We start from the raw sequence: 13,829 nt of genomic DNA, 5'->3' as shown, positions 1-13,829 counted from the left end.
ATCAGACAACCCCCTGACGCAGCAGATCCGTCAGGTGGACAATGCCCACTGGCGTCTGGTCATCATCGATGACCGGCAGTACGGTGACCGGACGCGGCTTATGCTTCTCCATGACCGAGAGTGCCGCCGCCGCCAGCTCATCCTGCGCAATGGTGAGCGGCTGCTCGAACATGATGTTCTTGACCGACTCGTCAAGGAACTTGTAATCCTTGGCCAGTGCCCGGCGGATGATGCCATCGGTGATGAGACCGACAAATCTGCCCTGCTCATCCACCACCGAAGCAGCCCCGAGGCCCTTGTCCGTCATGATGAAGAGCGCATCCTTCGCCGTCTTATCCTGCAGGACAATCGGATTCTCCTCGCCCGTATGCATGACATCGGCAACCTTGAGGAGCAAGCGGCGGCCCAAAGCTCCGCCCGGATGATAAAGAGCAAAATCCTGACTTGTGAAGTGGCGCACCGACATCAGCGCCATCGCCACGGCGTCGCCCATGGCCAGCGTCGCCGTCGTGCTGGCCGTCGGAGCCAGTCCGAGCGGGCAAGCCTCGCGCGCGACCCCGATATCGATGAAATGGTCACAGGCCTTGCCGAGCTGCGACTCACGGCGCCCTGACATCGCGATGATCGTCGCGCCGATGCGGCTGATGATCGGCAGGATATTGACGATCTCCGACGACTCGCCGCTATTGCTGATGGCAATGACTACGTCGCGCTCCGTGACCATACCCAGATCGCCATGGAAGGCCTCAGCCGGATGCATGAAGAATGCCGGCGTACCAGTGCTCGCCAGCGTAGCCGCGATCTTGCGGCCGATATGGCCCGATTTGCCCATACCGGTCACGACAACGCGTGCCTGACAGTCCAGGATGCACTGCACAGCCGCCACGAACTCATCATCAATGCGCTCCTTGAGCTTCAGTACAGCCTCAGCTTCAATCTCCAGTGTTTCAATTGCCTTTTCTTTTATCTTCATCACAAGTCTTTTCCCCTTATACCCGTAAACGAACCGAAATCAGCGTTTGCTCAGCTTCTCTTCTGGCGCACGATCTCATGGATAGCGACAGCATCCTTGAGCAGGTCCTCGAGCTTGTCCAGATAAACCATGTTGGCGCCGTCGGAGAGTGCCTCCTCCGGATTGTCATGGACTTCGAGGAACAGTGCATCAATGCCAGCACCGACTGCCGCCCGGACAAGATACTCGACGTATTCGCGGTTGCCAGCCGAAGTCGTGCCATTGCCGCCCGGCAGCTGGACACTGTGCGTGCCATCCATGACCACCGGATAGCCGAAGGAACGCATGATGGGCAGCGAACGCATATCGACCACCAGATTGTGATAGCCGAACGAAGCGCCGCGCTCCGTCAGCATGATCTGATTGCAGCCGCTCTCGTGGAGTTTGTCCACTACATTGCGCATATCCTCAGGTGCCAGGAACTGGCCCTTCTTGACGTTGACGGCCCGCCCCGTCTGCGCAGCCGCATGCAGGAGATCTGTCTGACGGCACAGGAAAGCCGGGATCTGCAGGATATCTGCCACCTTCGCCACCGGCTCAGCCTGATACGTCTCGTGGATATCCGTGACTACCGGTACCTGAAGCTCCTCTTTGATCTGCTGGAGCATCTCGATGCCCTTTTCCATGCCCGGCCCGCGGAAACTATGGAAGGAGGAACGATTGGCCTTGTCAAACGAAGCCTTGAATACGTAGTTGATGTCCAGACGCGCACAGATTTCCTTGATGGTGCGGCCGATCAGCAGGCAGCGGTCAAGGCCCTCCAACACGCATGGCCCAGCCAGCAGCGTCAGTTTCTCGCCGCCACCGATTTCAAAGTTTCCCACTTTTACCTTGTTCATACTCGCCTCTCCTTTAAAAAATTTACAACTCTTATTATAAACCCATTTTCTGATAAATCTCGTTGACCTTCTGCAGATCTTCGGCCGTATCGACGCCGACAAACTTGGCCTTCGTCTCGACCACCTTGATGCGGTAGCCATTCTCCAGCGCCCGCAGCTGCTCGAGGGACTCTGCTGTCTCCAGCGGCGTCGACTCCATCTTGGCATACTGCAGCAGGAAATCCCGCTTATAGGCATAGATGCCGATATGCTTGTATACCGGGCAACCCGCATGGCGCGGATACGGCAGCAGCGACCGCGAGAAGTAGAGCGCGTAACCGTTCTTATCGGTGACAACCTTGACGTTGTTGGGATTTTCCTGTTCATCCTTCTCCGTCATCTCGGTCTTTACAGTAGCCATCTGCAGTTCACTATCTGTCTCGAACACGCTGGCCAGCTCGTCGATGAGCGCCGGTTCAATGAGCGGCTCGTCGCCCTGCACATTGATGATGAGCTCCGCATCCGGGAAAGCCGCCGCCACCTCAGCCAGCCGGTCCGTTCCCGTCGGATGGTCCTTGCGCGTCATCATGGCCTCACCGCCATGCTCCTCTACCGCCTGCAGGATGCGCTCATCATCCGTAGCAACCAGCGTCCGGCTGACCTTGGCCGCCTTGGCAGCCCGGTCATAGACCCGGCAGACCATCGGCTTGCCAGCGATATCCTTGAGCGGTTTGCCCGGCAGGCGCGTCGAAGCGTAGCGGGCAGGTATGACACATAATACATTCATGGCATATACCATCCTTTCCTGGGAATCATGATTACTTGTTTTGCTTTGTCTCTCTGGGGCCCAAGCGCTCGGCCAGCCGATCTTTAAGCATATGCCTGAATGCATCCCTTCCCGTCTGGAACGTTACTTCCACACAGATGACATAAACCGGGATATCCCAGCCAGCCTGGATGACCTCCGCCGGAACCTTGACTGCATCCTTTTCCGTGATGACAATGGCATCAGCCCCCATGTTCTTGGCCTGATGCAGGATATCAGACATCTCCTGCATCGTATAATCGTGATGATCCGGGTAGCGCAGGCTCTCAAGGATGACCGTGCCCAGATCCGACAGGGTCTGCTCAAACGAGGCCGGATTACCGATAGCCGATACGGCCATGATCTTCTTGCCACGCATCCGGCTCACGTCGATGCCCTCACCGGCAATATCGACATACCAGTCCGCCAGAGGCACAAAGCAGCGCGGCTGATGGATGCTTTCCACCACAGTTGCCGCCGGATTATAACGCTTGACAGTCTCACGGATATATTCACAGGAACCGGCCGCTGCCTGATCGACCTTGGTCATCAGGCAGACATCCGCACGGCTGATATGGGATACCGGCTCACGCAGCGTACCGCGCGGCAGGATATAGCCATTGCCGAAAACATTGACGGCATCGATGAGCAGGATATCCATATCGCGTTCCAGCTGCCAATGCTGATAGCCATCGTCGAGGATTGCGACCTCAGCGCCGAAATGGTCGATGGCATACTGTCCCGTTACAGCACGTTCAGCACCGATAAGCACCGGCACGTTGGGCAAATGCTTGGCCAGCATGAAGGCCTCATCACCGGCCTCAGCTGCACTCATATGCAGCCGCTGGCCATCTGAGACAATGCCGACCTCACCATGCCATTTGGCCCGATAGCCGCGGTTCAAGATGACCACACGATAGCCCATATTACGGATATCCGCGGCCAACCGCTGGGCCGTCGGCGTCTTGCCCGTTCCGCCCACCGTCACATTGCCGAGACTGATGACATAGCAGCCAAGGCGGCGCTGCTTGAACAGACCGATGCGATATCCGGCCAGCTTGAGGTTGACCAAGCCCACGTAGATCCGTGAGAAAACATACAACACCGCCATAATGATATGCGCACAAAAGCCATTGACTTCCTTACTGTGGACAAGATCGATGAAGTATGTCTGGAAATTGTCGATTTTCTGCGTAGAACGGGCCAGCTGGCGGTTCTCAGGATCGCTCTCGTATTCTTCGAGCGTCTCGCGCAGGATCACCGCCGACTTGCGGGACGCCCCCTTATTCTCGTTGACGATGGCCAGCGTCTCCGCCTCCATACGATGACGATGATCCGGATCGTCAAAGAGACGCACCGTTTCCTCTATCAGTTCCTTCTCATCATTTACGGTGATGCAGGCATCGCGATTCTTAAACAAGGCATGGGTATCCTTGAAATTGAACATATGGTGCCCCACGATGATGGCTTTGCCATGAGCCGCAGGCTCGAGGATGTTGTGTCCGCCATGGGGGATGAGGCTGCCGCCAACATAAACGACATCACCGACACTGTACACCTTGCCCAGCTCGCCGATCGTATCGAGGATCACAATATCCTCATCCTGGGATGCCTGCTGCTGGAGCTTCGTGCGCGTTGTGACCGTAAACCCTGCTTTCTTGCACAGGTGGATGACCTCCTGAGTGCGCAGCAGCTCACGCGGAGCAATAACCAGTTTAGCCCTTGCATGCTTATGGCGCACAGCCGTAAAGGCAGCAAGGACAAGGTCCTCCTCGCCGCGATGCGTCGATCCGGCCAGGAAAATCCCCTCATTATCCGTCAGCCCCATCTCCGCAATGATCTTTGCCTTCTCCTCGGCGCTCACATCGGTATAGGTCTGATCGAATTTCGTGTTGCCCGTGACAGTGACCAGCTCAGGCGGTGCACCGAGGCGCATGATATAGTCCGCATCAATTTGCGACTGCATGGCGAATTTCTTCACGGTGCCAATCATATCGGACAGGATGCTGCGCAGATGCTTGTACTGCTTAACGCTGCGGTCGCTGATACGGCCGTTGACCATCATAACGGGGATATGCATCTGCCGTGCCGTTTTCAGGAAATTCGGCCAGAGCTCCGTCTCCACCGGCAGGAAGACGCGCGGATGGATGCGGCGCAGCACGCTGCCAGCCAAAAACGGCAGGTCCAACGGGAAATAGATGATGGCATCTGCATCCTTAATGATGCGGTTCGCCATCTCATAACCGCTAGTCGTGACCACCGACACCATGATTGGCGTCTTCGGGAACTCGCGACGGAATTCTTTGATGAGCGGACTCGTGGCGACGATCTCGCCAACTGAAGCCGCATGCACCCAGATACAGTGCTTCTTGGCTACCTTATCCAGCGCATGGGCGGGAAAGAACCCGAGACTCTGCCGAATCCGTTCCACAAAGCCCTTTTCACGGACCGAACGGACCATGAACACGGGGATGATCAATATGACGACAAGTATCGCCGCTATATTGTAGAGAAATTGCATATCGCTTTCCCTTCCTCCTTAGACGTTCTGCTTGTTGAACTGGATGTTGTACAGATAACTGTACAGACCATTACGCTTCAACAACTCTTCATGCGTTCCATGCTCGCTGACCTTGCCGCCATCGATGACGAAGATCTGGTCTGCGTTGAAGATGGTCGACAAACGATGCGCAATGACAAAGGACGTGCGGCCGACCATCAATTTATCGAGGGCCGCCTGTACGATCTTCTCGCTTTCCGTGTCCAGCGCCGACGTGGCCTCGTCCAGGATCAGGATGCGCGGATTCTTCAAAATGGCCCGCGCGATAGCCATGCGCTGGCGCTGGCCGCCTGACAGGTTCATGCCGCGCTCACCGATCTTCGTGTCGTAGCCCTGCGGCAAGTTCTGGATGAATTCATCGGCATTGGCCGCCTTGGCCGCCGCCTCGACTTCTTCATCCGTCGCATCCAGGCGTCCATAGCGGATATTCTCACGCACCGTCGTCGAAAACAACACCGTTTCCTGGGGCACGATACCGATCTGCTCACGCAGCGAAGCTACCGTGACATCCCGGATATCCTGTCCATCGATGGAAATCGCCCCTTCCGTGATCTCGTAGAACCGCGGGATCAGGTTGGCGATCGTCGATTTGCCGGCACCACTGGGCCCTACGAACGCAATCATCTGGCCTGGCTTGGCCTCCAGCGATACATCGCTGAGCGCTGGTACACCTTTCTTGTACTCGAAGGTCACCTTATCGAGCTTGACCGCACCGGCGATTTCCGGCAGCGGCTTGGCACCAGGCTTGTCGTGGATTGGCTCCTCAAGGTCGATGACCGCGAAGACACGGTCGACAGCAGCCATCGCACGCTGCAGGTTGCCATAGACGCGCGACAGGCGCTTGACCGGATTGGCCAGATTGACCGCATAGGTCAAGAAGGCCACAAGTGCACCGGCCGTCATCTCGTTGTTGACGACCTCATAGCCGCCGAACCAAACGATGAAGGTGACCGATACAGCTGCCAGGAACTCAACGGTCGGCGTCAGCAGGCTCGTGAGCTGCACATTCTTCATGGCCGCCTGGAAGTTGAGCTGATTCTGGCGCTGGAAACGATCCGTCTCATATTTCTCACGCACAAAGGATTTGACAACTCGGATAGCCGAGATGCTCTCCTGCAAGAGCGAGGTGATATCAGCCATACGCTCCTGGATGACTGTACCGTTGCGCTTGATCTTGCGGCCGAAGATCTTCATAGCCTGGCCCACCAGCGGAATGACCACCAGAGTCAGCAAAGAGAGCTTCCAGTCCAGATAGATCATCATCGCAATCGAGCCGATGAGGATGGAACCCTCTGTCACCATCTCGATGAGCTGATCGACAAGTGCGGACTGGATTGCCGCTACATCGTTGGTGATGAAGCTCATGGTCTCGCCCGTCTGATGCTTATCGAAGTAAGCCATCGGCATGCGCTGGAACTTACGGAACATGACCTCGCGCACATCGATGATGACTTTCTGTCCGATATATGACACCAGATACGACTGGCCATAATAGAAAATACCGCGCACTAAAAATACCACGACGATGCCCACGCAGATCACGTTGAGCATCATCATGTCTTTTTCAGCCAGCACCTTGTCGATCATATCCTTGATGATCCAAGGCAAGTATAGATTGCAGCCGGCTGCCACGATAATACAGATGATAGCCAAGAACAGCTGCTTGAGATAAGGCCGCATATACTGAAGCAGCCGTCGATAATTCTTCATGTTTGTCCCCCGATAATCATTTTGCTGTTGCCAAACGGCGCGCCGCCGCCAGAATCTTCTCCGCCACGCGGAACGATGCGCCAGGGCCTCCCAGTTTAGCACAAGCGGCTTGGAGCTTATCCACCACCAGCTTGCGGTGCGGGTGCCCCGGATAGAGCTTCTCAAGCTCACCGGCAATGTTTTCCGGCGTCACCTCATCCTGCAGCAGCTCCCGTTCAAACTGCTCGCCGAGCAGGATATTGGGCAGGCTGAAATTCTCCACATGGACCAGCAGCCGGCCGATCGCATACGATAGCGGCGACAACCGGTAAAGAACCACACACGGCAGATCCAGCAGCGCCGCTTCCATGATCACGGTTCCCGACGTGGCCACTGCCGCATCGGCAGCCCCCATCAGCGAGTACCGGTCATCATGCACCAGCTTCACCGGCACTCCGGCCGCATCGATCAGCTGCCGGATACGGCTTTCGTCGATGCCATCGGCTACGGGCAGCAGCAGCAGTGTGTCCGGTCTGCGCTCCAACAGCAGCTTGGCCCCCTGCAGCATCGCCGGCAGCAGCAGCTCGATTTCCTGGCGGCGGCTGCCCGGCATCAAAAGCACCGCCGTCTTGTCCGCCGGAATGCGGAAATAACGCCGCGCCTCCTCGCGTGGCATCTTCGCCCGGACTTTATCGACCAGCGGATTGCCTACGAACGAGATATTCGCTCCCGCTGCCTCATAGACGGGCAGCTCGTGCGGAAAGATGGCCACAAACTCATCGGCCAGCTTTGCACAGGACTTGGCCCGCCCCTTGCGCCAGGCCCAAGCCGATGGCGGAATATACGAGAACACCGGTATGCCAAGCTGCTTGGCCCGTTTGGCCAACCGCCAGTTGAAATCCGGATAATCGATGAGCACCAGCAGATCTGGCCGTTCCTCACGCATAAACGCTGTAAGCCCGTCCAATAGTTTCAGGATGCGCCGCAGATTCTTGAGCACTTCCCAGACGCCCATGACATTGTAATCGGCAAAATTCTCATAGAGCCGTACTCCTGCCTGTTCCATCTGCGCACCGCCAAAGCCGATAAGCTCAACCGATGGATCCATGCGCAGAATCGACGTGGCCAGCTGCTCGCCATGTACATCGCCGGATGCTTCCCCGGCAGAAAACATGATTTTCATGCGAATCACCTCCTGCATTTCCTCATAATAGTCCACTCTCTATTATACACAAAAAAGACGCAAGTGGACACAATTTTTTCGTATCCACTGCGTCTCCCAATCACATCGCAACAATGGTGATATCGTTCGCATCAGCCAGCTGCAAGACCTTGTCCTTCTCCACCAGCAGCGTCTCACCAGCTTCGATGACCAAAGCTTTGGCTCCGACCTCCACCATAGTCTTGAGCGTCGTGAGGCCAACGGCCGGCACATCGAAGCGCTTATCCTGCTGCGGTTTAGCGACCTTCGCCACAACGGCACCGCCCCGGGCCAGCTGGCCACCGCGGCGGATGCAGGCATCCGTCCCCTCGATGGCCTCCAGTGCCATGACTGCCAGGTCTTTGACCACCACAGTCTGGCCGACGTCCATGCGCCCGATCTCCTTCGCCATCTTGAAGCCGAACTCCATGTCCTTGCGCTCCTCAGCCGTCGGCTGCCGGCGCGTAAGCGTGCCGGCAGCCGGCATCAGCGGACGGATCAGGGCCGTCTGATCGACAACCTTGGCGCCAGTATTCTTCTCCAAAACATCCACCAAGGCCTCCATGACCGTGTCGTCTTTGCGGTTCTTGAGGCTCATGAGAATCTGCATCGTCTTGAAGTCCGGCATCGTCTTATGCGCATATAAGAGCTCTTTTGTGACTTTGCCGATCATCGTAACCTGCGTGACTTCTTTATCACGCAGGTATTTGAGAATCTTCCCCACCTTGAATACGCCGATTTCCTGATAATCTGTCGCATACTCCTGCAGGCATTTCTCGGTCTCTGGCAACAAAGCGACAACATAGACCTCATAGCCCTGTGCTCTGGCTGCCTTGGCGCACTCTACCGGCAGGAATCCAATGCCGGCCAGCAGTCCAATCTTCTCCATGCGGATAACTCCCTTAACTAATTGTTATTCAGCATCGCGGCGCTCGCGGCAGATACCGCGTTCAGCGTTGCGCAGGAAGCGCAGCAGATGATCCACTTCTTCACAATTGTCGACTTCCTGTTCGATAACCGCAATGGCCTGCTGCATACGCAGTCCCGAACGGTAGAGGATCTTATACGCCTGCTTGAGATTACGGCGTGCCTCAATCTTAATTCCCGCACGTGAGATGCCCACACTATTGAGGCCAACCACCTTAGCCGGCTGGCCATTGACGATCGTAAATGGCACGACATCCTGCGTCAGCCGCGACATACCGCCGACCATCGCATTGCGGCCAATCTTGACGAACTGATGCACACCGGTCATACCACCGATAACCGCCCGGTCTTCCACGATTGCATGCCCAGCCAAGCTAGCCAAGTTGGACATGATGACATGGTTGCCGATCACGCAGTTATGGGCTACATGCGTCAATGCCATAAGCAGGCAATCACAGCCAATGCGCGTCTCCTCACCTTCGCCGGTAGCGCGGTGGACCGTCGCCCCCTCGCGGATGGTCGTGCGGTCACCGATATAGGTGTAGCTCTTTTCCCCTTTGAATTTGAGATCCTGCGGATCTTCGCCGATCGACGCCCCCTGGAAGATATGGCAGTCCTTGCCGATTTCCGTCCAGCCAGTAATGACGACATGCGGGCCAATCACAGTGCCTTCACCAATTTCTACATTCTCGCCAATCACCGAATACGGGCCAATCTCAACATTCGGCGCAATCTTAGCCCCAGGCCTTACGATTGCGGTTTCATGTATATGCTTTGTAATACTGCTATTTTCAGTATTCATCTGCTCCAACTCCTTCAACTATCCTAAACTGTCATAATGCTTTCGCACAATGGCAGCCCTCTTTGCTCTGTCCTTCTATATATACTCCCCAGTAAACTTCAAATTTCGACATCGCATTTGACAGCAAATCCAGGCGTTTATCGAGTTGAACAAAGATTATCTCTTTCTCTCTAGCAAAACCAAGTAAAAATCACAGTTTATCGCCGTCTCGCATAGCAAACTTGAAATCCGCCGATGCTGCCAGCTGGCCATCGACATAGCCATCGCAATGCAGCACACCAAAATCGCCGCGCACGCGGACAATATGAGACTTCGTCACCAGCTGGTCGCCAGGAACGACCTGACGTTTGAACTTGACATTCTCCATGCCGCCAAACAGCGCCAGTTTGCCGCGGTTCTCCTCCGGATACAACATCATGACACCACCGACCTGTGCCATAGCCTCAAGGATCAGCACACCTGGCATGATCGGATGATCCGGGAAATGGCCGCGGAAAAAGTCCTCCATCATCGTGACATTCTTGATACCCGTAGCCGACTTCATCGGATCGATCTCAATGATGCGGTCTACCAGCAGCATCGGCGGACGATGCGGCAGGATTTTCTGAATCTCGTTGATATCTAATACCATGGTTATTCCTTCTTCCTCTTAAAAATCAACTCTTTTTCATCCCAATTCAGCAGCTATCTTCTTAGCCAGCTGTGTATTCAGCGCGTGCCCGGAAGCCACAGCGATGACATGTCCACGGATAGGCCCAGACAGCCGCAGATCACCGATGACATCCAGTATCTTATGGCGCACGAGCTCATCCTCGAAGTGCAGCGGATTCAGCCACCCTTCATCATTATAGACGATGACGCTGTCCAGCGTGCCACCAAGGCCCAATCCCATCTCCTGCAGAGCCTTGATCTCCTTTTCATAAGCAATCGTGCGCGCCGGTGCTACTTCCTGATGATACGTCTCCGGCGTGATTTCGAAGTTCTCATACTGCACGCCGATGAGCTTGTGCGGATTCAACGAAGTGAAACTCACACGGAAGCCGTCATACGGAACCACCATGACAAAGCGCTTATGCTCGTCATCATCGATGCGGTAAACCTTATCGATGACCACCTCACGGCGTGGCGCTTCCTGCTCCTGGCGACCGGCCTGCTGCATGAGCTCGAAGAAAGCCAGCGCAGAGCCATCAGCTACCGGCGGCTCCTCCGAATCCATCTCCACATAGCAGTTATCGATGCCCTGCGCGTGGAATGCACTCATGAGATGCTCAATCGTAAATACCTTATGGCCGTTTTCCTCCACAGTCGTCGCCCGCAGCGTCGACGTGACATTGCTGGCCACGGCGTGGATCTGCGGACGCTCCGGCAGATCCGTGCGGATAAAGACGATTCCGGTATCTGCCGGAGCCGGTTTCAACACCATATGGACGTCACGTCCCGAATGCAGACCGACGCCGGTATAGGCAGCCTCTTGAGCCAATGTAATCTGATTCTGCAAAATTAATCCTCCCGACAGTCAATTACCTTTCTCTATTTTAACGGACAATGCCTGGTTGCGCAAGTTCTGGCCACCTACTCCTCACGGATAGACTTCCAGCGATCATGCAGCCAGAACCATTCCTCTGGATATCTGCGCACATGTTTCTCGATTTCATGGGTGAGAAACTGCGTCATCTGCCGGACATCCTCGCGCTTATCCTTCGTCTTTTCCACATGGAACGGACCCTCGACAAACAAAGTATGCCGCCCCTGGGCATCGCGATGCATGAACGAAGTGAAGATCGGCACATCCTGGAACCTGGCCATGGATGCCGCCCCTGGCGTACAGTTCGTCGGCTGTCCAAAGAAATCCAGCACCAGGCCATCATGGCGATTCGTGTCCTGATCCATGATGAGCCCGATTGCCCAGCCCTTTTTCAGCATATCAAACATTTCCCGCACACCGGTCTTGTAAGTGATATGCATACCGATCAATGTACGGTATTCGTTGATGAAGCGGTCTGAGCCGGACGATTTCTGCTTCATGGCCACGCCGACGAGGGGAATGCCAGCCATGGCAAACGCACCGCCCATGAGCTCCCAGTTGCCGCTATGTGCCGAAGCTATCACAGCGCCCCGGCCCTCGGCCATTCCCTGCTGCAGTTTCTCAAGCCCCTCGATGCGCACATACGCCTGCGGATCTTTCTTGATCACAGGGAACCGCAATACCTCAAACAACATCGGGCCAAAGCGGACTACACTGGCTTTGGCTATCCGCTCCGCTTCCTCATCCGTAACGCCCAGGCAGGCCACGATCTGATCGTGCGCCAGCACTTTACGCTTCCGCGGGATGACCAGCCAAGCAAAATTTCCCAGCCCCAGCCCCAAGACCTCGGCAAAGCCGCGTGGCAACAGACAGACAATGGCACTGATTGCCTTGAGCAGATAATATGATACCATTTTCTTCCTCCTAACCGCCCCGGTAATCACAGTAAAAAACCTCCTCAAAACGAGGAGGCCTGTTGCTGAGTTAGATCACTCTTTCTCGTACTTAGCAAGCTTCTTTTCGAGCTGCTTGAGCTTCTTGTGCATCTCGGGCAGATGCTTCATGGCCGCCTGCATGCGCAGCCACTCAGCATGCGGCTGCACAGGGAACCCCGCACAGAACACGCCCTCCGGCATATTGCCGATAATGCCCGAACGGGCCGCGTAGACCGAGTTGGCACCGATCTTGATATGGCCAACCGTGCCGACCTGGCCGCCAAAAGTAACATTATGGCCCACTGTCGTCGAACCGGAAATACCCGTCTGGGCAACAATCAGGCAGTTCGGCCCGATCTTGCAGTTATGGCCGATATGCACGAGATTGTCGATCTTCGTGCCCTTCCCAATGACCGTCGACCCCATGGCCGCACGATCGATACCGTCGTGGGCACCGATCTCCACATCATCCTCGAGCACGACATTGCCGACCTGCGGCACCTTCGTATGTACACCGTCTTTGGTCGTGAAGCCAAAGCCGTCAGATCCAATGACCGCCGAGCTATGTATCACACAGCGTTTGCCTACGCGGCAGTGCTCACGGACCGTTGCATTCGAGTAGATCACACTGTCATCGCCCACCTCCGCATACTGGCCAATGTAAGTATGCGGATACAAGGTAACGCGATCACCGATCACCGCATGGTCATCCACCACAGCAAACGGCATGATGACAACATCCTTGCCCAGCTTCACATCCTTGCCGATATGCGCCTTATCGCTGACCCCCTGCGGAAATTCGAGCTTCGGCGTAAAAAGCTCCAAGAGCTTTGCAAAAGCTGCACGCGGCTCCTCCACATAAAGCGCCGTCTTCGGGAACTCCCCAGCCCCCTCCGGCAGCATGACAGCAGCCGCCTGACAGGTCTTCGCTTCCTCAATGTGAGGTTCCACGGCGAAGGTCAAGTCACCTGCACCTGCCCCCTCGATATTGTCGAGACCGTGGATTTCGATGGCCGCATCACCTACCACCCGGCCACCAAGGAAATCGGCGATTTCCTGCAACGTTTTCTTCATGATTCCTCTCCCATCTAATCCTTACTGCAGTTCCTTGATGACATCATCCGTCACATCCGTAGCCCCCGAAATGGCAATCGGCTGCTCCTGGGAATTGTTGACTACTGCATCCAGTTTCTTGTCCTTGGTCACTTTAGCCAGTGCCGCATCTACCTTCTGGCGCAGCTGCAGCGCATACGACTGATTAAGTCCCTGCAGTTTGCGCTGCGTATCCATCTGCAGCTTCTGCGCTTCTTCCTGGCTCATATTCGGATTTTCCTGCAATTTCTGCTTGAGATCTGCTTCTGCCTGCGTCTGGGCTTCCTGCAGCTTCTGATTGCCCTCCTCGACGAGCGATGCGATCTGCGGAGCTTCTTTCGTCACCCGCTCGCCGTCGATATATCCAATCTTTGCCTGGCCACAGCCGCTCATAAGCATCATGGAGGCAAAGGCCGCCATCAGCAGGGCCGTTGATTTCTTGCGTAATTTCATCTGTAATCCG

General features: G+C 55.7%; 13 protein-coding genes. All 13 read right to left on the bottom strand.

The features are described from left to right. Position 1: 1 nt before the first annotated feature. Positions 2–973, bottom strand: a complete 972-nt coding sequence (locus FZ041_RS00140) for a KpsF/GutQ family sugar-phosphate isomerase (RefSeq protein WP_075442723.1) — start codon at positions 971–973, stop codon at positions 2–4. Positions 974–1,023: 50 nt separating this feature from the next. After that, positions 1,024–1,851 carry a 3-deoxy-8-phosphooctulonate synthase gene (kdsA, locus tag FZ041_RS00135; RefSeq protein ID WP_149188123.1) on the bottom strand — a complete coding sequence of 276 codons (828 nt, stop codon included), beginning with the start codon at positions 1,849–1,851 and terminating at the stop codon, positions 1,024–1,026. 34 nt (positions 1,852–1,885) lie between these two features. Then, the gene (gene kdsB, locus FZ041_RS00130; protein ID WP_149188122.1) at positions 1,886–2,617 is read right to left on the bottom strand and encodes a 3-deoxy-manno-octulosonate cytidylyltransferase; all 732 of its coding nucleotides are present in this window, start codon (positions 2,615–2,617) and stop codon (positions 1,886–1,888) included. Positions 2,618–2,648: 31 nt separating this feature from the next. Then, entirely contained in the window at positions 2,649–5,156 is a 2,508-nt protein-coding gene (gene lpxK, locus FZ041_RS00125) for a tetraacyldisaccharide 4'-kinase (protein ID WP_149188121.1), read from the bottom strand. 18 nt (positions 5,157–5,174) lie between these two features. Continuing rightward, on the bottom strand, positions 5,175–6,905 hold the full coding sequence (msbA, locus tag FZ041_RS00120) for a lipid A export permease/ATP-binding protein MsbA (RefSeq protein WP_075442720.1): 1,731 nt from the start codon (positions 6,903–6,905) through the stop codon (positions 5,175–5,177). A 16-nt stretch (positions 6,906–6,921) separates the two neighbouring features. Further along, positions 6,922–8,085 (bottom strand): lipid-A-disaccharide synthase, encoded by a 1,164-nt coding sequence (lpxB, locus tag FZ041_RS00115; RefSeq protein ID WP_149188120.1) that lies wholly within the window; start codon positions 8,083–8,085, stop codon positions 6,922–6,924. Positions 8,086–8,167: 82 nt separating this feature from the next. Next, positions 8,168–8,974, bottom strand: coding sequence for an LpxI family protein (locus FZ041_RS00110; protein ID WP_075442718.1), 807 nt, complete (start codon positions 8,972–8,974; stop codon positions 8,168–8,170). Between the two features lie 24 nt (positions 8,975–8,998). Then, complete coding sequence (gene lpxA / locus FZ041_RS00105; RefSeq protein WP_149188119.1) at positions 8,999–9,814, bottom strand: acyl-ACP--UDP-N-acetylglucosamine O-acyltransferase; 816 nt, start codon at positions 9,812–9,814, stop codon at positions 8,999–9,001. A gap of 190 nt (positions 9,815–10,004) precedes the next feature. Beyond that, a complete protein-coding gene (gene fabZ, locus FZ041_RS00100) occupies positions 10,005–10,445 on the bottom strand; it encodes a 3-hydroxyacyl-ACP dehydratase FabZ (RefSeq protein ID WP_149188118.1) in 441 nt (146 codons plus the stop codon). A gap of 36 nt (positions 10,446–10,481) precedes the next feature. Beyond that, entirely contained in the window at positions 10,482–11,312 is an 831-nt protein-coding gene (lpxC, locus tag FZ041_RS00095; protein ID WP_149188117.1) for a UDP-3-O-acyl-N-acetylglucosamine deacetylase, read from the bottom strand. 74 nt (positions 11,313–11,386) lie between these two features. Next, positions 11,387–12,253 carry a lysophospholipid acyltransferase family protein gene (locus FZ041_RS00090; protein WP_149188116.1) on the bottom strand — a complete coding sequence of 289 codons (867 nt, stop codon included), beginning with the start codon at positions 12,251–12,253 and terminating at the stop codon, positions 11,387–11,389. Between the two features lie 75 nt (positions 12,254–12,328). Next, complete coding sequence (gene lpxD / locus FZ041_RS00085; protein WP_149188115.1) at positions 12,329–13,348, bottom strand: UDP-3-O-(3-hydroxymyristoyl)glucosamine N-acyltransferase; 1,020 nt, start codon at positions 13,346–13,348, stop codon at positions 12,329–12,331. A gap of 21 nt (positions 13,349–13,369) precedes the next feature. Then, on the bottom strand, positions 13,370–13,819 hold the full coding sequence (locus FZ041_RS00080) for an OmpH/Skp family outer membrane protein (protein WP_075442712.1): 450 nt from the start codon (positions 13,817–13,819) through the stop codon (positions 13,370–13,372). Positions 13,820–13,829: the final 10 nt, after the last annotated feature.

The sequence above is a fragment of the Pseudoselenomonas caprae genome (assembly GCF_008271345.1).
GTDB lineage: Bacteria > Bacillota > Negativicutes > Selenomonadales > Selenomonadaceae > Selenomonas_A > Selenomonas_A caprae.
Note: the sequence above shows the minus strand (reverse complement) of the source record. Positions and strands in the feature narration are given on the sequence as shown.

What these genes read in the sequence shown, in the direction of transcription:
- kdsA (WP_149188123.1), bottom strand. Translation starts at nt 1,851, where the DNA reads ATGAACAAGGTAAAAGTGGGAAACTTTGAAATCGGTGGCGGCGAGAAA.
- FZ041_RS00090 (WP_149188116.1), bottom strand. Translation starts at nt 12,253, where the DNA reads ATGGTATCATATTATCTGCTCAAGGCAATCAGTGCCATTGTCTGTCTG.
- FZ041_RS00110 (WP_075442718.1), bottom strand. Translation starts at nt 8,974, where the DNA reads ATGGAGAAGATTGGACTGCTGGCCGGCATTGGATTCCTGCCGGTAGAG.
- lpxD (WP_149188115.1), bottom strand. Translation starts at nt 13,348, where the DNA reads ATGAAGAAAACGTTGCAGGAAATCGCCGATTTCCTTGGTGGCCGGGTG.
- lpxB (WP_149188120.1), bottom strand. Translation starts at nt 8,085, where the DNA reads ATGCAGGAGGTGATTCGCATGAAAATCATGTTTTCTGCCGGGGAAGCA.
- FZ041_RS00140 (WP_075442723.1), bottom strand. Translation starts at nt 973, where the DNA reads ATGAAGATAAAAGAAAAGGCAATTGAAACACTGGAGATTGAAGCTGAG.
- fabZ (WP_149188118.1), bottom strand. Translation starts at nt 10,445, where the DNA reads ATGGTATTAGATATCAACGAGATTCAGAAAATCCTGCCGCATCGTCCG.
- kdsB (WP_149188122.1), bottom strand. Translation starts at nt 2,617, where the DNA reads ATGAATGTATTATGTGTCATACCTGCCCGCTACGCTTCGACGCGCCTG.
- msbA (WP_075442720.1), bottom strand. Translation starts at nt 6,905, where the DNA reads ATGAAGAATTATCGACGGCTGCTTCAGTATATGCGGCCTTATCTCAAG.
- lpxA (WP_149188119.1), bottom strand. Translation starts at nt 9,814, where the DNA reads ATGAATACTGAAAATAGCAGTATTACAAAGCATATACATGAAACCGCA.
- FZ041_RS00080 (WP_075442712.1), bottom strand. Translation starts at nt 13,819, where the DNA reads ATGAAATTACGCAAGAAATCAACGGCCCTGCTGATGGCGGCCTTTGCC.
- lpxK (WP_149188121.1), bottom strand. Translation starts at nt 5,156, where the DNA reads ATGCAATTTCTCTACAATATAGCGGCGATACTTGTCGTCATATTGATC.